At 60.1% G+C, this 14,640-nt stretch carries 24 protein-coding genes; 1 reads left to right on the forward strand and 23 read right to left on the reverse strand.

Going from position 1 to position 14,640, the window contains the following annotated elements:
• The first annotated feature begins 43 nt into the window (after nt 1–43).
• On the forward strand, nt 44–1,390 hold the full coding sequence (locus ABI796_RS13795; protein WP_141281620.1) for an ABC transporter substrate-binding protein: 1,347 nt from the start codon (nt 44–46) through the stop codon (nt 1,388–1,390).
• A gap of 60 nt (nt 1,391–1,450) precedes the next feature.
• Here ABI796_RS13795 and map read toward each other — a convergent pair whose 3' ends face one another.
• The 23 genes from map to rpsJ all read right to left on the reverse strand — a co-directional run bounded on the left by map (nt 1,451) and on the right by rpsJ (nt 14,325).
• Nucleotides 1,451–2,278, reverse strand: a complete 828-nt coding sequence (map, locus tag ABI796_RS13800) for a type I methionyl aminopeptidase (protein ID WP_141281898.1) — start codon at nt 2,276–2,278, stop codon at nt 1,451–1,453.
• A 182-nt stretch (nt 2,279–2,460) separates the two neighbouring features.
• On the reverse strand, nt 2,461–3,030 hold the full coding sequence (locus tag ABI796_RS13805; protein ID WP_174754477.1) for an adenylate kinase: 570 nt from the start codon (nt 3,028–3,030) through the stop codon (nt 2,461–2,463).
• A 5-nt stretch (nt 3,031–3,035) separates the two neighbouring features.
• The gene (gene secY, locus ABI796_RS13810) at nt 3,036–4,346 is read right to left on the reverse strand and encodes a preprotein translocase subunit SecY (protein ID WP_024817581.1); all 1,311 of its coding nucleotides are present in this window, start codon (nt 4,344–4,346) and stop codon (nt 3,036–3,038) included.
• 184 nt (nt 4,347–4,530) lie between these two features.
• Nucleotides 4,531–5,013, reverse strand: coding sequence for a 50S ribosomal protein L15 (gene rplO, locus ABI796_RS13815; RefSeq protein ID WP_011775579.1), 483 nt, complete (start codon nt 5,011–5,013; stop codon nt 4,531–4,533).
• Nucleotides 5,013–5,219, reverse strand: a complete 207-nt coding sequence (gene rpmD / locus ABI796_RS13820) for a 50S ribosomal protein L30 (protein ID WP_011775580.1) — start codon at nt 5,217–5,219, stop codon at nt 5,013–5,015. Before rpmD ends, rplO begins: the two co-directional genes overlap by 1 nt.
• 2 nt (nt 5,220–5,221) lie before the next feature.
• Nucleotides 5,222–5,893 carry a 30S ribosomal protein S5 gene (gene rpsE, locus ABI796_RS13825; RefSeq protein WP_011775581.1) on the reverse strand — a complete coding sequence of 224 codons (672 nt, stop codon included), beginning with the start codon at nt 5,891–5,893 and terminating at the stop codon, nt 5,222–5,224.
• Nucleotides 5,894–5,922: 29 nt separating this feature from the next.
• Nucleotides 5,923–6,306, reverse strand: a complete 384-nt coding sequence (rplR, locus tag ABI796_RS13830; protein WP_011775582.1) for a 50S ribosomal protein L18 — start codon at nt 6,304–6,306, stop codon at nt 5,923–5,925.
• A gap of 3 nt (nt 6,307–6,309) precedes the next feature.
• A complete protein-coding gene (gene rplF / locus ABI796_RS13835; protein ID WP_062073167.1) occupies nt 6,310–6,846 on the reverse strand; it encodes a 50S ribosomal protein L6 in 537 nt (178 codons plus the stop codon).
• A gap of 18 nt (nt 6,847–6,864) precedes the next feature.
• Nucleotides 6,865–7,263: a 30S ribosomal protein S8 gene (gene rpsH / locus ABI796_RS13840; RefSeq protein ID WP_011775584.1), complete on the reverse strand. Its 399-nt coding sequence runs from the start codon at nt 7,261–7,263 to the stop codon at nt 6,865–6,867.
• A gap of 79 nt (nt 7,264–7,342) precedes the next feature.
• Complete coding sequence (gene rplE / locus ABI796_RS13845) at nt 7,343–7,918, reverse strand: 50S ribosomal protein L5 (protein ID WP_141281624.1); 576 nt, start codon at nt 7,916–7,918, stop codon at nt 7,343–7,345.
• Nucleotides 7,918–8,277 carry a 50S ribosomal protein L24 gene (rplX, locus tag ABI796_RS13850; protein WP_141281625.1) on the reverse strand — a complete coding sequence of 120 codons (360 nt, stop codon included), beginning with the start codon at nt 8,275–8,277 and terminating at the stop codon, nt 7,918–7,920. Before rplX ends, rplE begins: the two co-directional genes overlap by 1 nt.
• Nucleotides 8,278–8,280: 3 nt before the next feature.
• Complete coding sequence (gene rplN / locus ABI796_RS13855; protein ID WP_003803789.1) at nt 8,281–8,649, reverse strand: 50S ribosomal protein L14; 369 nt, start codon at nt 8,647–8,649, stop codon at nt 8,281–8,283.
• A gap of 353 nt (nt 8,650–9,002) precedes the next feature.
• Nucleotides 9,003–9,299, reverse strand: a complete 297-nt coding sequence (rpsQ, locus tag ABI796_RS13860) for a 30S ribosomal protein S17 (RefSeq protein WP_011775587.1) — start codon at nt 9,297–9,299, stop codon at nt 9,003–9,005.
• Complete coding sequence (gene rpmC, locus ABI796_RS13865) at nt 9,296–9,616, reverse strand: 50S ribosomal protein L29 (RefSeq protein ID WP_014922387.1); 321 nt, start codon at nt 9,614–9,616, stop codon at nt 9,296–9,298. The genes rpsQ and rpmC overlap by 4 nt, the downstream gene beginning before the upstream one ends.
• 2 nt (nt 9,617–9,618) lie before the next feature.
• Complete coding sequence (gene rplP / locus ABI796_RS13870; protein ID WP_003803795.1) at nt 9,619–10,035, reverse strand: 50S ribosomal protein L16; 417 nt, start codon at nt 10,033–10,035, stop codon at nt 9,619–9,621.
• On the reverse strand, nt 10,036–10,857 hold the full coding sequence (rpsC, locus tag ABI796_RS13875) for a 30S ribosomal protein S3 (RefSeq protein ID WP_011775589.1): 822 nt from the start codon (nt 10,855–10,857) through the stop codon (nt 10,036–10,038).
• Nucleotides 10,858–11,223, reverse strand: a complete 366-nt coding sequence (rplV, locus tag ABI796_RS13880) for a 50S ribosomal protein L22 (protein ID WP_011775590.1) — start codon at nt 11,221–11,223, stop codon at nt 10,858–10,860. It abuts the gene before it with no gap.
• Nucleotides 11,224–11,261: 38 nt separating this feature from the next.
• The gene (gene rpsS, locus ABI796_RS13885; RefSeq protein ID WP_011775591.1) at nt 11,262–11,543 is read right to left on the reverse strand and encodes a 30S ribosomal protein S19; all 282 of its coding nucleotides are present in this window, start codon (nt 11,541–11,543) and stop codon (nt 11,262–11,264) included.
• A 12-nt stretch (nt 11,544–11,555) separates the two neighbouring features.
• Nucleotides 11,556–12,395 (reverse strand): 50S ribosomal protein L2, encoded by an 840-nt coding sequence (rplB, locus tag ABI796_RS13890; RefSeq protein ID WP_011775592.1) that lies wholly within the window; start codon nt 12,393–12,395, stop codon nt 11,556–11,558.
• 29 nt (nt 12,396–12,424) lie between these two features.
• Nucleotides 12,425–12,730: a 50S ribosomal protein L23 gene (rplW, locus tag ABI796_RS13895; RefSeq protein WP_024817589.1), complete on the reverse strand. Its 306-nt coding sequence runs from the start codon at nt 12,728–12,730 to the stop codon at nt 12,425–12,427.
• Nucleotides 12,727–13,344 carry a 50S ribosomal protein L4 gene (gene rplD, locus ABI796_RS13900; RefSeq protein ID WP_141281626.1) on the reverse strand — a complete coding sequence of 206 codons (618 nt, stop codon included), beginning with the start codon at nt 13,342–13,344 and terminating at the stop codon, nt 12,727–12,729. The genes rplW and rplD overlap by 4 nt, the downstream gene beginning before the upstream one ends.
• Before the next feature lie 4 nt (nt 13,345–13,348).
• Nucleotides 13,349–13,999, reverse strand: coding sequence for a 50S ribosomal protein L3 (rplC, locus tag ABI796_RS13905; protein WP_011775595.1), 651 nt, complete (start codon nt 13,997–13,999; stop codon nt 13,349–13,351).
• Between the two features lie 17 nt (nt 14,000–14,016).
• On the reverse strand, nt 14,017–14,325 hold the full coding sequence (gene rpsJ / locus ABI796_RS13910; RefSeq protein ID WP_003803825.1) for a 30S ribosomal protein S10: 309 nt from the start codon (nt 14,323–14,325) through the stop codon (nt 14,017–14,019).
• Nucleotides 14,326–14,640: the final 315 nt, after the last annotated feature.

Below are 14,640 nucleotides of genomic sequence, written 5' to 3' on the forward strand. Positions count from 1 at the left end.
AACGCTCCATCCGCATCGAAGTAAGTTATTGAGAGGAAGCACCATGCGTACCAACCTTGACCGCAGACATTTCCTGGGGCTGGCAGGCCTCGGAGCCGGAGCCGCCGCCCTCGCCGCATGCGGTGGACCGTCGACGGCGGGCACGACAGACGCCGTCGACACCGCGGCGATCGACTTCAGCGGCGTGAAGCCTGCCGCCTCCATAGACTTCTGGACCAACCACCCCGGCAAGTCCCAGGACGTGGAGAAGGCGATTATTGAGAAGTTCCACGCCAAATTCCCGGAGATCAAAGTAAACCTGGTGACGGCCGGTGCCAACTATGAAGAGATCGCACAGAAGTTCCAGACCTCCCAGGCGGCAAAGACCGGGCTGCCGGGACTGGTTGTGCTCTCGGACGTTTGGTGGTTCCGCTACTACTCCAACGGCAGCATCATCCCCATTGATGGCTTGGTGAAACAGCTCGATATCAAGATTGATGACTTCCAGAAGTCCCTGGTTGATGACTACAAGTACGAGGACAAACAGTGGGCTCTCCCCTACGGCCGGTCCACGCCGCTTTTCTACTACAACAAGGATCATTTCAAGGCCGCCGGACTTCCGGACCGCGCGCCCGCCACGTGGCAGGAGTTCGCTGAGTGGGCTCCCAAACTCAAGGCAACCTCGGGTGCCCAGTACGCCTATATCTATCCTGCCCTTGCCGGCTACGCAGGCTGGACCCTCCAAAACAATTTGTGGGGCTGGGGTGGCAGCTGGTCCAAGGACTGGGACATCACCTGCGATTCAGCCCAGTCCGTGGCAGCGCTGCAGTGGGCCCAGGACTCCATCTACAAGGACGGTTGGGCCGGTGTCTCCTCCAAGGAGGCAGCGGATGACTTCGCCGCCGGGATCACCTCGTCCACCATTTCCTCCACAGGCTCCCTGCTGGGCGTCCTGAAGGCAGCCAAGTTCAATGTGGGCGTAGGGTTCCTGCCTGGCGGACCCGAGGCACCCAGCGGAGTCTGCCCCACAGGCGGCGCCGGCCTTGGCATCCCCAGCGGGATCACCAAGGAAGAACAGCTGGCGGCCGCTACGTTCCTGAAGTTCATGACGGAGCCGGAAAACACGGCCGCCTTCTCCGCCGCCACCGGTTACATGCCCACCAGGCTCTCGGCTGACATGTCGGCCGTCCTTGCTGCAACACCACAGATCAAGACGGCCATGGATCAGCTCGCGGCCACCAGGGTCCAGGACAATGCCCGCGTGTTCCTGCCGGGCGCTGACCAGGAAATGGCAAAGTCGGCCGCCAAGATCCTCACGCAACAAGGGGACGTGCAGGCAACCATGACCGAGTTGAAGAAAACCCTTGAAGGTATATACACCAAGGATGTGAAGCCCAAGCTGAAGGCATAACCGCTTCAGAACACAGACGAGCCGGGCTGCGTTTGCAGCCCGGCTCTTCTCCTGCGGGTGTTACGGGATCGGGACAGGCACGACGCCCAGTGGCGCCAACTGCTTGGCGCCACCGTCCGGGGCGGACAACACCCAGATGCCCTTTTCGTGAACAGCTACGGAGTGCTCCCACTGGCAGGAACGCTTTCCGTCCGTGGTCACCACAGTCCAGTCGTCATCCAAAGTTGCGGTCTCGATCCCGCCGCGAACCAACATGGGCTCAATGGCGAGGCACAGACCCGGCCTGATCTTGGGTCCGCGATGGCTGGTCCGGTAGTTCAGGACGTCCGGAGCCATGTGCATCTCCGAGCCGATGCCGTGGCCCACGTAGTCCTCCAGAATGCCCAGTGGCTTTCCGGGCACAGATGATACGTAGTCATCGATCGCGTTTCCGATGTCCCCCACGAACTTGCCCTTGGCGAGGGCCGCGATACCGTGCCACATGGCCGCTTCCGTGACGTCGGAGAGCCGCTGGTCTTCCGGATCAGCGTTGCCCACAATCACGGTACGGGCGGAGTCCGAATGCCATCCGTCAACAATGCAGCCGCCGTCGATGGAGATGATGTCGCCATCATTGAGGACCTTTCCACCCGGGATGCCATGGACCACTTCCTCATTGACCGAGGTGCAGATGGTGGCCGGAAACCCGTGATAGCCAAGGAAGTTCGACTTTGCTCCGGCATCGTTGAGTACCGCAGCGAAGACGTCGTCCAGGTCCTTGGTGGTAACGCCCGGTTTGGCCGCCGCAACGGCAGCGTCGAGGGCACGGCTCAGGACAAGGCCGGCCTGGTGCATGGTGCGCATCTGCTCGTTTGTTTTGTACTCAATGCGGGGCTGACCGAACGCCATGATCTCCTCTGAAGGTTTGCTGTTGAGGCCCATCAGGCCCCGTGCTTGAACCATTTTCCCGTACCGGGGAGCATGGCCGAAATTGAATTGCAGGGTGGAACAGGAAAAGGGTGTGCCCCGCACTCACCGCACGGGACACACCCCTCACTCCAACACCGGTTTCCCGGCTATGTGGAGAACTGCTAAACAGCCTTTGCTGACTCGATGGCCGTCAGCACGCGGTCGGTAACTTCATCGATACCGCCGATGCCATCAACCTGCGTGAGAATCCCACGCTCGGCGTACTTGGCCACAACTGCCTCGGTCTGCTCGTGGTAAAGATCCAGGCGGTGCCGGATGACAGTTTCGTTATCATCCGAACGGCCCGTTTCCTTGGCGCGGCCAAGAAGGCGGGCTACCAGCTCTTCGTCGTCGGCGGTCAACTGGAGCACGACGTCGAGCTCCTGCTCACCCTCAGCGAGGATCTGGTCCAGGTAGTCAACCTGAGCGGTGGTACGCGGGTACCCATCCAGCAGGAAGCCGTTCTCGACGTCGCTCTGGCTCAGTCGATCGCGAACCATGTTGTTCGTGACGCTGTCCGGAACAAAATCGCCGGCATCCATGTACTTTTTGGCTTCAATGCCCAAAGGCGTTTCGCCCTTGACGTTGGCACGGAAGATGTCGCCGGTGGAGATGGCGACCACGCCGAGGCGCTCGGAAATCCGCTCAGCCTGCGTACCCTTGCCCGAACCGGGAGGTCCAATGATCAGCATTCTCGTCATCGCAAAAGCCCTTCGTAGTGACGTTGTTGTAGCTGCGCATCAATCTGCTTGACGGTCTCCAGGCCAACACCCACCATGATCAGAATCGATGTGCCACCGAACGGGAAGTTCTGGTTGGCATTGATCAGGACGAGTGCAACCAGCGGAATCAACGCCACGAAGCCCAGGTAAAGGGCTCCAGGCAAAGTAATCCTGGAAAGCACGTACTGCAGGTAGTCCGCGGTCGGTTTACCCGCCCGGATGCCCGGAATAAACCCGCCGTACTTCTTCATGTTGTCCGACACTTCTTCAGGGTTGAAGGTGATGGCTACATAGAAGTAGGTGAAGAACACAATCATGGCGAAATAGAGTGCCATGTAGATGGGGTGGTCGCCACGGGTGAGGTTGTTGTTGATCCACTCAACCCACGGGGCCATCTGCTCCCCTGGCGCAGGCTGGTTGAACTGCGAGATCAGCCCGGGCAGGTACAGCATGGACGAAGCGAAGATGACAGGCACGACGCCGGCCATGTTCACCTTGATGGGGATGTAGGTGCTGGTGCCACCCACAGTGCGGCGACCGATCATACGCTTGGCGTACTGCACGGGAACACGGCGCTGGGACTGTTCCACAAAGACCACCAAGGCCACCGTCAGCAGGCCCACGGCGAGGACGGTGAAGAAGGTGCCCGGACCCTTGGACTCCCAGATGGAGCCCAGCGAACCGGGGAAGCTTGCAGCGATGGAGGTGAAGATCAGCAGCGACATGCCGTTACCCACACCCTTTTCGGTGACCAGCTCGCCCATCCACATGATGAGGCCGGTGCCGGCCGTCAACGTGATGATGATGAGAATGGTGGTCATGATGCTCTCATCGGGGATGATGGGCAGGTTGCAGCCAGGGAGCAGCTGACCGGACCGGGCCAGCGACACCAGAGTGGTGGCGTTCAGCAGCCCGAGCGCGATGGTGAGGTACCGGGTGTACTGGGTCAACTTTGACTGACCGGAGGATCCCTCTTCGTAGAGCTGCTGGAACCGGGGAATGACTACCCGAAGCAACTGCACGATGATGCTCGCCGTGATGTAGGGCATGATGCCCAGGGCAAACACTGAGACCTGCAGCAACGCGCCGCCGCTGAACAAGTTCACCAGCTGGTAGATGCCCTGCGAGGTGTCACCGGTGTTCAAGCATTGCTGGACATTCTGGTAGTTCACACCAGGCGAGGGGATAAAAGCTCCCAAGCGGAAGATTGTGATGATTCCCAGCGTGAACAACAACTTGCGTCGCAAATCAGGCGTCCGAAACGCCCGGCCGAATGCGCTTAGCAAGCGTCCTCCTGAGTAGAAAGTACAAGGATGTGGTTGGGATCAATGAAACCCAACAACCGAGTCTAACCGCTTGTGACGCCGTCGGAATAATCGAGAGCCCACAATCACGCAAAAATCCCGGTATACAGGGCCGAAGCCCCGCATACCGGGATCCTTTTACAACGGGCATTTGCCCCACTTGCTCTTAGAGAGCAGTGGTGCTTCCGCCTGCAGCAGCAATCTTTTCCGCAGCGCTGGAAGAGAAAGCGTGGGCGGTGACGTCAACCTTGACGGTGATGTCGCCGGTGCCCAGCACCTTGACGGGCTGGTTCTTGCGAACGGCACCCTTCTCAACCAAGGACTCCACGGTGACAACGCCACCTTCCGGGAACAGCTCATTGAGCTTCTCCAGGTTTACAACCTGGAACTCAACCCGGAACGGGTTCTTGAAGCCGCGCAGCTTCGGCAGGCGCATGTGCAGCGGCAGCTGGCCGCCGGCAAAGCCAGCCTTTACCTGGTAGCGGGCCTTCGTACCCTTGGTACCGCGACCAGCGGTCTTACCCTTGGAGCCTTCACCACGACCAACACGGGTCTTGGCGGTTTTGGCACCCGGGGCGGGGCGCAGGTGGTGGACCTTCAGAGCGTGCTGCTTCTCAGCAGTCTCTTCGGCGGTCTTGTTCTCTGCCATTACTTCGCCTCCTCTACATTCACGAGGTGCGGAACCGTGTTCAGCATGCCAACGGTCACGGCGTCAGCGTTGCGGACAACGGTGTGTCCGATGCGCTTGAGGCCGAGGGACCGAAGGGTGGCCTTCTGGTTCTGCTTGGCGCCAATGACGCCCTTGATCTGGGTGATCTCCAACTTGGCGTCGGAGGGAGTCAGGTTCTTAGCCATGACTAAACACCTGCCTTCTGGTTCTGGAGCGCGCGCACCAGAGCAGCAGGAGCAACCTCGTCCAGCGGCAAGCCACGGCGGGCAGCCACGGAAGCGGGCTCTTCGAGCTGCTTCAGAGCGGCAACAGTCGCGTGAACGATGTTGATCGCGTTTGAGGAACCGAGCGACTTGGAGAGGATGTCGTGGATACCCACGCACTCCAATACCGCGCGGACCGGACCACCGGCAATAACACCGGTACCGGCGGAAGCCGGACGCAGCAGGACTACACCTGCAGCGGCCTCACCCTGCACACGGTGCGGGATGGTGCTGCCAACGCGGGGAACGCGGAAGAAGGACTTCTTGGCCTCTTCAACGCCCTTGGCGATAGCTGCGGGAACTTCCTTGGCCTTGCCGTAGCCGACGCCGACCATACCGTTGCCGTCACCGACGACGACGAGAGCGGTGAAGCTAAAGCGACGACCACCCTTGACGACCTTGGCAACGCGGTTGATGGTGACAACGCGCTCTACGAACTGGCTCTTCTCAGCCTCACGACCGCCGTCGCGGCCACCACGGCCACCACGGTCGCCGCGGCCCTGGCCACGGTCGCCGCGCTCGCCACGACGTCCGCCGCGGCGGTCATCGGTAGCGGGTGCGGTCTCAGTTGCTTCAGCAGCTACAGCTTCAGTCACCTGAATGTCCTTTTCGTTATTTTCAACGGTCACAGTGCCAGCCCACCTTCGCGAGCACCGTCAGCGACGGCGGCGATGCGGCCGTGGTACTTGTTACCGCCACGGTCGAAGACAACAGCTTCGACGCCTGCAGCCTTGGCACGCTCGGCAACGAGCTCGCCGACGCGCTTGGCCTTGGCAGTCTTGTCTCCGTCAAATGCGCGGAGGTCAGCTTCCAGGGTGGAAGCGTAAGCCACGGTTACACCCTTGCTGTCATCGACAACCTGGACGAATACGTGACGTGCCGAACGGTTGACGACCAAACGAGGACGTACAGCCGTACCGGTGATGCGCTTGCGGATACGAAGCTGGCGACGGCTGCGTGCAGCAGACTTGCTCTTGTTCGAACGCTTCTTGTTAATTGCGATGGCCATGGTTTACTTACCAGCCTTTCCGACCTTGCGGCGGATGACTTCGCCGGCGTAACGGACACCCTTGCCCTTGTAGGGGTCAGGCTTGCGCAGCTTGCGAATGTTGGCAGCAACCTCGCCGACCTGCTGCTTGTTGATACCCGCAACAGAGAGCTTGGTCGGACCCTCTACTACGAAGGTGATGCCTTCGGGTGCAGAGACGCTGACCGGGTGGCTGTAGCCCAGAGCGAACTCCAGGTCAGAACCCTTGGCCTGAACGCGGTAACCGGTACCAACGATCTCAAGCTTCTTCTCGTAGCCCTCGGTAACGCCCTGGATCATGTTGGCGATCAGGGTGCGGGTCAGGCCGTGCAACGAACGCGAGTTGCGCTCGTCGTTCGGGCGGGTGACCGTGAGAGTGTTCTCTTCCTGGGTAACCTCGATCGGGCTGGCCACAGTGTGGCTCAGCTCGCCTTTGGCACCTTTGACGCTGATGACGGAGCCATCGAGCTTGACCTCAACTCCGGCAGGAACGGTGATGGGGAGACGTCCAATACGTGACATTATTCTCTTCCTTTCCCGTTACCAGACGTACGCGAGGACTTCGCCGCCCACGCCCTTCTTGCCGGCCTGCTTGTCAGTCAGGAGGCCGGAAGAGGTGGACAGGATTGCGATACCCAGGCCACCCAGCACGTGCGGCAGGTTGGTGGACTTCGCGTAAACGCGGAGGCCCGGCTTGGAGATGCGGCGGACGCCAGCGATTGAACGCTCGCGGTTCGGACCGAACTTCAGGTCGATGGTCAGCTTCTTGCCAACCTCGGCGTCTTCTTCCTTCCAGCCGGCAATGTAGCCTTCTGCCTTCAGGATGTCAGCAACGCGTGCCTTCAGTTTGCTGTACGGCATGGACACGGTGTCGTGGTATGCCGAGTTTGCATTGCGCAGACGCGTGAGCATGTCTGCGACAGGATCTGTCATAGTCATTTTGGGCTATAGCCCTTCCTCGTACCGGTTTCCGTCACGCTTGCTCCTAAGAGCCTGCATAGACGGACCTGTCACGTAGTTAGTTTTCGGTCTTGAACGGGAAACCAAGCGCCTTGAGCAGCGCGCGGCCTTCGTCATCGGTCTTGGCGGTGGTGACAACCGTGATGTCCATACCGCGAACGCGGTCGATGGAATCCTGGTCGATTTCGTGGAACATAACCTGCTCGGTCAGACCGAAGGTGTAGTTACCGTTGCCATCGAACTGCTTGCCGTTGAGGCCGCGGAAGTCGCGGATACGGGGCAGTGCGAGGGATACCAGACGGTCCACGAATTCCCACATGCGGTCTCCACGCAGAGTTGCGTGTGCACCGATGGGCATGCCTTCGCGCAGCTTGAACTGAGCGATCGACTTGCGGGCCTTGGTTACCTGCGGCTTCTGGCCGGTGATCAGGGTGAGGTCGCGGACAGCGCCGTCGATCAGCTTGGAGTCCTTGGCGGCATCTCCAACACCCATGTTCACTACAACCTTGACCAGGCGGGGAACCTGGTTGACGTTCGCGTAGCTGAATTCGTCCTGCAGGGACTTCTTGATGGTCTCTGCGTACTTGGTCTTCAGACGCGGAACGATCTTCGTTTCGACTGTGGTCTCAGTCATTAGATGTCCTTCCCGGTGGCCTTGGACACGCGGATACGGACAGTCTTTGAACGACCATCCTTCTCAACGGTGTCGAGACGGAAACCAACACGGGTCGGCTTCTTGGTCGACGGGTCAACCAAAGCAACGTTGGAGACGTGGATCGGGGCTTCAACAACCTCGATGCCACCGGTCTTGGTGCCGCGCTGCGACTGACCGACCTTGGTGTGCTTGGTGACGCGGTTGATTCCCTCTACCAGCACGCGGTTGGTGTCCGGGAATACGCGCAGGACCTTGCCCTGCTTGCCGCGGTCGCCGCCACGTTCCTGCTTGGCGCCGGTGATGACCTGAACCAGGTCACCCTTCTTGATCTTAGCCATGGACTAAAGCACCTCCGGGGCCAGCGAAACGATCTTCATGAACTTCTTGTCGCGAAGTTCACGACCAACCGGGCCGAAGATACGGGTACCGCGGGGGTCACCGTCGTTCTTCAGGATCACAGCTGCGTTTTCGTCAAACTTGATGTAGGAACCATCCGCACGGCGGCGTTCCTTCTTGGTACGAACGATGACAGCCTTGACGACGTCACCCTTCTTTACGTTGCCGCCAGGGATAGCGTCCTTGACGGTGGCGACGATGACGTCGCCGATGCCTGCGTAGCGACGACCGGATCCACCGAGAACGCGAATGGTAAGGATTTCCTTAGCACCCGTGTTGTCGGCGACCTTGAGTCGCGACTCCTGCTGAATCAATTTTTACTCCTTGCGTCGCGCCGGTTCTCAGACCGAAATCATGCATACGGAATGAGCCTTGCGGAACGGTTGATCGGGGTGTCTCTTGACCTGCCTGGATTTTGCCAGTACAGGCCTAAACGCCCGTGCCACAAGCATCAGCTTCCCTTGCAGAAAACTCTGCGCGGGGCAGTATGCAGCGGCACGATTGTTTACGAGGTAGTGGACGACGCACAAGTGGCGCCATACAAACTCAATATCCTAGCACGTTCACGGCACTAAACCGAAACGGCTGGGAAAGCGGAAAGGCCCGCATTCCCAAAGGAATGCGGGCCTTTCCAGTTAATCACTGCCGGGCGGACCCGGCGTCGGATTTACTTGGCCTTTTCGAGGATCTCCACCAGACGCCACCGCTTGGTAGCGGAGAGCGGGCGGGTCTCAGAGATGAGAACCAGGTCGCCGATGCCGGCGGTGTTCTCTTCGTCATGAGCCTTGATCTTCGAGGTGCGGCGAATAACCTTGCCGTACAGAGCGTGCTTCACGCGGTCTTCAACCTGAACAACGATGGTCTTTTCCATCTTGTCAGAGACAACGTAGCCGCGACGCGTCTTACGGTAACCGCGCTGTTCAGCGCTGGCTGCTGCTTCCGTCACAGTTTCCTTCTCGCTCACTTGGCGTCCTCTCCAGCTTCAACCTCGGCCTTTTCAGCCTTGGCAGCCTTCTTGGACTTCTTTTCTTCCTTGGCTTCCACAACCGGTGCGGCAACCTCGGCACGAATGCCCAGCTCGCGCTCACGGAGAACGGTGTAGATGCGTGCGATGTCCTTCTTTACCGCGCGCAGGCGACCGTGGTTCTCCAGCTGTCCGGTGGCGGACTGGAAACGCAGGTTGAACAGCTCTTCCTTGGACTTGCGGAGTTCTTCAACGAGACGCTCGTTGTCGAAACCGTCCAGCTGTGCGGGTGCGAGATCCTTCGACCCTACTGCCATTTCTATTCACCACCTTCGCGACGCACAATGCGTGCCTTCAACGGGAGCTTGTGGATTGCCAGGCGCAGGGCCTCGCGAGCTACCTCTTCATTGACACCGGAGAGTTCGAAGAGAACCCGGCCCGGCTTGACGTTTGCGACCCACCATTCCGGAGAACCCTTACCGGAACCCATACGGGTTTCAGCAGGCTTCTTCGTCAGCGGACGGTCCGGGTAGATGTTGATCCAGACCTTACCGCCACGCTTGATGTGGCGGGTCATCGCGATACGAGCGGACTCGATCTGACGGTTGGTAACGTATGCCGGGCTCAGAGCCTGGATACCGTACTCACCGAAGCTGACCTTGGTGCCGCCCGTTGCAGCGCCGGAACGACCCGGGTGGTGCTGCTTACGGTGCTTGACTCGACGTGGGATAAGCATTTAAGCCTGTCCTCCTTCTGCTGCCGGAGCAGCAGCTTCAGCGGCCGGTGCTTCAACGGCAGCGGGTGCTGCCTCAGCTGCCGGACGGTCGTTACGACGACGGCGGTCGCCACCCGGGCGGCCCGGACGGTCTCCTGCACGGCCACGGGACGGAGCAGCAGCTGCCTGCTGAGCCAGTTCCTTGGCAGTTACGTCACCCTTGTAGATCCAAACCTTCACACCGATACGGCCGAAGGTGGTCTTGGCTTCGTAGAAGCCGTAGTCGATGTTCGCGCGGAGGGTGTGCAGGGGCACACGGCCTTCGCGGTAGAACTCCGAGCGGGACATTTCTGCGCCACCCAGACGGCCCGAGCAAGCAACGCGGATACCCTTGGCACCCGCACGCTGTGCGGACTGCATGGCCTTCTTCATCGCACGGCGGAAAGCCACGCGGGAAGTCAGCTGCTCAGCAATGCCCTGGGCAACAAGCTGTGCTTCCATCTCGGGGTTCTTGACCTCGAGGATGTTCAGCTGAACCTGCTTGCCGGTGAGCTTTTCGAGCTCGCCGCGGATGCGGTCTGCTTCAGCGCCGCGGCGGCCGATGACGATGCCCGGGCGTGCCGTGTGGATATCCACGCGGACACGGTCACGGGTGCGCTCGATTTCAACCTTGGCGATGCCGGCGCGCTCCATGCCGGTGGACATGAGCTGACGGATCTTGATGTCCTCGCGGACGAAATCCTTGTAGCGCTGTCCGGGCTTGGTGCTGTCAGCGAACCAGTGCGAAACGTGGTCGGTGGTGATGCCGAGTCGGAACCCGTGCGGGTTTACTTTCTGTCCCACTTAGCGAGCCTCCTCTTTCTCCGGGGTTGCGACAACCAGCGTGATGTGGCTGGTCCGCTTCCTAATGCGGTAGGCGCGGCCCTGGGCACGCGGCTGGAACCGCTTCATGGTCGGGCCTTCATCAACAAATGCTTCGGTGATGAAGAGGTCGCTGTCGTCGAATGCAACGCCGTCACGGTCCGCGAGGACACGTGCGTTGGCCATTGCCGACTGAAGTACCTTGAATACCGGCTCCGAAGCTGCCTGGGGGGCAAACTTCAGAATTGCCAGAGCCTCATTCGCTTGCTTACCACGAACAAGGTTGACGACGCGCCGGGCCTTCATAGGCGTTACGCGGATGTGACGCGCAATAGCCTTGGCTTCCATTGCTTTCCTTCTCTCGTCTAAGACGTAAAGTCAGGCGCCTAGCGGCGCTTGCCCTTACGGTCGTCCTTAACATGGCCGCGGAATGTCCGCGTGGGAGCGAATTCGCCGAGCTTGTGCCCGACCATCGACTCAGTGACAAACACCGGGATGTGCTTGCGTCCGTCGTGTACGGCGATCGTGTGCCCGAGCATGTCGGGGATGATCATCGAACGGCGGGACCAGGTCTTGATGACGTTCTTGGTGCCCTTATCGTTTTCCCGTGCGACCTTCACAAAGAGGTGCTGGTCAACGAAAGGACCTTTTTTCAGGCTGCGTGGCATGTGTCCAGGCTCCTATCGCTTGTTCTTGCCAGTACGGCGGCGACGAACAATAAGCTTGTCGCTCTCTTTGTTCGGACGGCGGGTACGGCCCTCGGGCTTGCCGTTCGGGTTAACCGGGTGACGTCCACCGGAAGTCTTACCTTCACCACCACCGTGCGGGTGGTCAACCGGGTTCATGGCTACACCACGGACGGTCGGGCGAACGCCCTTCCAGCGCATACGGCCGGCCTTGCCCCAGTTGATGTTCGACTGCTCGGCGTTGCCCACCTCGCCGACGGTTGCGCGGCAGCGCACGTCTACGTTGCGGATTTCGCCGGAGGGCAGACGCAGCTGGGCGAAGCGGCCTTCCTTGGCAACGAGCTGTACCGAAGCACCAGCGGAACGTGCCATCTTGGCGCCGCCACCCGGACGCAGTTCAACTGCGTGGATTACGGTACCAACCGGGATGTTGCGCAGCGGCAGGTTGTTGCCCGGCTTGATGTCAGCGTCAGGACCAGCCTCGACGAAGTCACCCTGGGACAGCTTGTTAGGAGCGATGATGTAACGCTTGGTGCCATCAACGTAGTGCAGGAGTGCGATGCGAGCCGTACGGTTCGGGTCGTACTCAATTTCGGCAACGCGGGCGTTGATGCCGTCTTTGTCGTGACGACGGAAGTCGATCAGACGGTACTGGCGCTTGTGCCCACCACCCTTGTGACGGGTGGTGATCTTACCGGAGTTGTTACGGCCGCCTGTTTTGTGCAGCGGACGCAGCAACGACTTTTCCGGAGTCGATCGCGTGATTTCAGCGAAGTCGGCTACGCTCGAGCCACGACGGCCCGGGGTAGTCGGCTTGTATTTACGGATTCCCATAATTTATTTCCTCGTTAAAGTGGTCTCCGCTACGCGAGCGGACCGCCGAAGATGTCGATTGTGCCTTCTTTGAGGGTGACAATTGCACGCTTGGTGCTCTTGCGCGTACCCCAGCCGAATTTGGTGCGCTTGCGCTTACCGGCACGGTTGATGGTGTTGATCGAGTCAACCTTGACCGAGAAGATCTTCTCAACGGCCAATTTGATCTCGGTCTTGTTCGAGCGAGGGTCCACCAGGAAGGTGTACTTGCCTTCGTCGATGAGACCGTAGCTCTTTTCCGAAACGACGGGTGCAAGCACGACGTCGCGCGGGTCCTTGATGGTGGTTACGCTCACTTGGAGGCCTCCTCGTTCTTGGCCTTGTCAGCGACGAACGCCTCGAAAGCAGCCTTGGTGAAGACCACGTCGTCGGAGATGAGTACGTCGTAGGTGTTCAACTGGTCTGCGTACAGAACGTGAACACCCTCGAGGTTGCGCACGGACAGTGCAGCAACATCGTTGGCGCGCTCGATTACGACGAGCAGGTTCTTGCGCTCGGAGACTGCGCGCAGCGACGCCAGTGCTTCCTTGGCGGACGGCTTGGTGCCGGCTACCAGTTCAGCGATGACGTGGATGCGGCCGTTACGGGCGCGGTCAGACAGGGCGCCACGGAGTGCAGCAGCCTTCATCTTCTTGGGGGTGCGCTGGCTGTAGTCACGAGGGGTCGGACCGTGGACAACGCCACCGCCGGTCATGTGAGGAGCACGGATGGAACCCTGACGGGCGCGGCCGGTGCCCTTCTGCTTGAACGGCTTGCGACCTGCACCGGAAACCTCGGCGCGGGTCTTCGTCTTGTGGGTACCCTGGCGTGCAGCAGCGAGCTGTGCGACGACGACCTGGTGCAGCAGCGGCACGTTGGTCTGGACGTCGAAGATCTCTGCGGGCAGGTCTACCTTGACAGTGCTAGTCATTGAACTAGGCTCCCTTCACGGCGGTGCGTACGAGTACGACCTGGCCGCGGGCACCGGGAACGGCACCCTTGATAAGGAGCAGCGACTTCTCAGCGTCAATGGCGTGAACCGTGAGGTTCAGCGTGGTGTGACGCTCGGCGCCCATGCGGCCGGCCATTTTCAGGCCCTTGAAGACGCGGCTCGGGGTGGATGCGCCACCGATGGAGCCAGGCTTACGGTGGTTCTTGTGGGCACCGTGGGAAGCGCCAACGCCGTGGAAGCCGTGACGCTTCATAACACCGGCAAAGCCCTTACCCTTGGAGGTGCCGACGACGTCGATCTTCTGGCCGGCTTCGAAGATCTCAACAGAGAGCTCCTGGCCCAGCTCGTAGGATGCGGCGTCTGCGGTACGCAGTTCGACGACGTGGCGGCGAGGAGTTACGCCTGCCTTTTCAAAGTGACCAGCCAGCGGCTTGGTGACCTTGCGGGGGTCGATCTGGCCGTAGCCGATCTGTACGGCGACGTAGCCATCAACTTCTGCGTTACGCAGCTGGGTGATGACGTTGGAGTCAGCCTGGACAACAGTTACCGGGATGAGCTTGTTGTTCTCGTCCCAGACCTGGGTCATGCCGAGCTTCGTGCCCAGCAGGCCCTTTACGTTACGGGTTGCGGTCATAGTCTCTCAGCACCTCCCTAGAGCTTGATTTCGATGTTCACGTCGGCCGGCAGGTCGAGGCGCATAAGCGAGTCAACAGCCTTCGGCGTGGGGTCGATGATGTCGATCAGACGCTTGTGAGTACGCATTTCGAAGTGCTCACGGCTGTCCTTGTACTTGTGAGGAGAGCGAATAACGCAGTAAACGTTCTTCTCCGTCGGCAGGGGCACCGGGCCGACTACCGTTGCGCCTGCGCGCGTGACCGTCTCAACGATCTTCCGCGCTGAAACATCAATGACCTCGTGGTCATATGACTTCAGCCGGATGCGGATTTTTTGTCCCGCCATGTCGCCTGACTCTCTTTCAGCTAGTGCTGCTCTAGTTAGGGCTGCTCTGTTTACTTACCTGTTGATGTGGCCGCCGAAGCGTTTGAGGATCTACCACCACACGCCGCACAAGCTGAATCCGGAAAATTCCGGGTTCCTCACCTTGTCGGCGCACCGACCCCCGCGGTCGGGCGTGTCGCGATTTCCACGCAAACTCGACCGCAATCATGGGGTTCAGGGTTATGTTTGGGCTTCAGCTTGGACCCTGACACCCGGCATTATCCGGATCGGGACACGAAGAAGCGCTTGAACAACTCATCCAGTATGGCGGAAATA

This window comes from Paenarthrobacter aurescens, assembly GCF_041549525.1.
In the GTDB taxonomy this organism is placed as follows: Bacteria; Actinomycetota; Actinomycetes; order Actinomycetales; family Micrococcaceae; genus Arthrobacter; species Arthrobacter aurescens.

Coding starts and splice junctions, on each gene's coding strand:
- rplF (WP_062073167.1), bottom strand. CDS start 6,846: ATGTCACGTATTGGACGTCTCCCCATCACCGTTCCTGCCGGAGTTGAG.
- rplR (WP_011775582.1), bottom strand. CDS start 6,306: ATGGCCATCGCAATTAACAAGAAGCGTTCGAACAAGAGCAAGTCTGCT.
- rplP (WP_003803795.1), bottom strand. CDS start 10,035: ATGCTTATCCCACGTCGAGTCAAGCACCGTAAGCAGCACCACCCGGGT.
- rplC (WP_011775595.1), bottom strand. CDS start 13,999: ATGACCGCAACCCGTAACGTAAAGGGCCTGCTGGGCACGAAGCTCGGC.
- ABI796_RS13805 (WP_174754477.1), bottom strand. CDS start 3,030: ATGCTGATCATTGGACCTCCCGGTTCGGGCAAGGGTACGCAGGCTGAG.
- rpmC (WP_014922387.1), bottom strand. CDS start 9,616: ATGGCAGTAGGGTCGAAGGATCTCGCACCCGCACAGCTGGACGGTTTC.
- rplB (WP_011775592.1), bottom strand. CDS start 12,395: ATGGGAATCCGTAAATACAAGCCGACTACCCCGGGCCGTCGTGGCTCG.
- rpsS (WP_011775591.1), bottom strand. CDS start 11,543: ATGCCACGCAGCCTGAAAAAAGGTCCTTTCGTTGACCAGCACCTCTTT.
- rpmD (WP_011775580.1), bottom strand. CDS start 5,219: ATGGCTAAGAACCTGACTCCCTCCGACGCCAAGTTGGAGATCACCCAG.
- rplO (WP_011775579.1), bottom strand. CDS start 5,013: ATGGCAGAGAACAAGACCGCCGAAGAGACTGCTGAGAAGCAGCACGCT.
- rpsJ (WP_003803825.1), bottom strand. CDS start 14,325: ATGGCGGGACAAAAAATCCGCATCCGGCTGAAGTCATATGACCACGAG.
- rplX (WP_141281625.1), bottom strand. CDS start 8,277: ATGGCTAAGATCAAGAAGGGTGACCTGGTTCAGGTCATCACCGGCGCC.
- rplV (WP_011775590.1), bottom strand. CDS start 11,223: ATGGAAGCCAAGGCTATTGCGCGTCACATCCGCGTAACGCCTATGAAG.
- rpsH (WP_011775584.1), bottom strand. CDS start 7,263: ATGACTATGACAGATCCTGTCGCAGACATGCTCACGCGTCTGCGCAAT.
- map (WP_141281898.1), bottom strand. CDS start 2,278: ATGGCGTTCGGTCAGCCCCGCATTGAGTACAAAACAAACGAGCAGATG.
- ABI796_RS13795 (WP_141281620.1), top strand. CDS start 44: ATGCGTACCAACCTTGACCGCAGACATTTCCTGGGGCTGGCAGGCCTC.
- rplE (WP_141281624.1), bottom strand. CDS start 7,918: ATGACTGAGACCACAGTCGAAACGAAGATCGTTCCGCGTCTGAAGACC.
- rplD (WP_141281626.1), bottom strand. CDS start 13,344: ATGACTAGCACTGTCAAGGTAGACCTGCCCGCAGAGATCTTCGACGTC.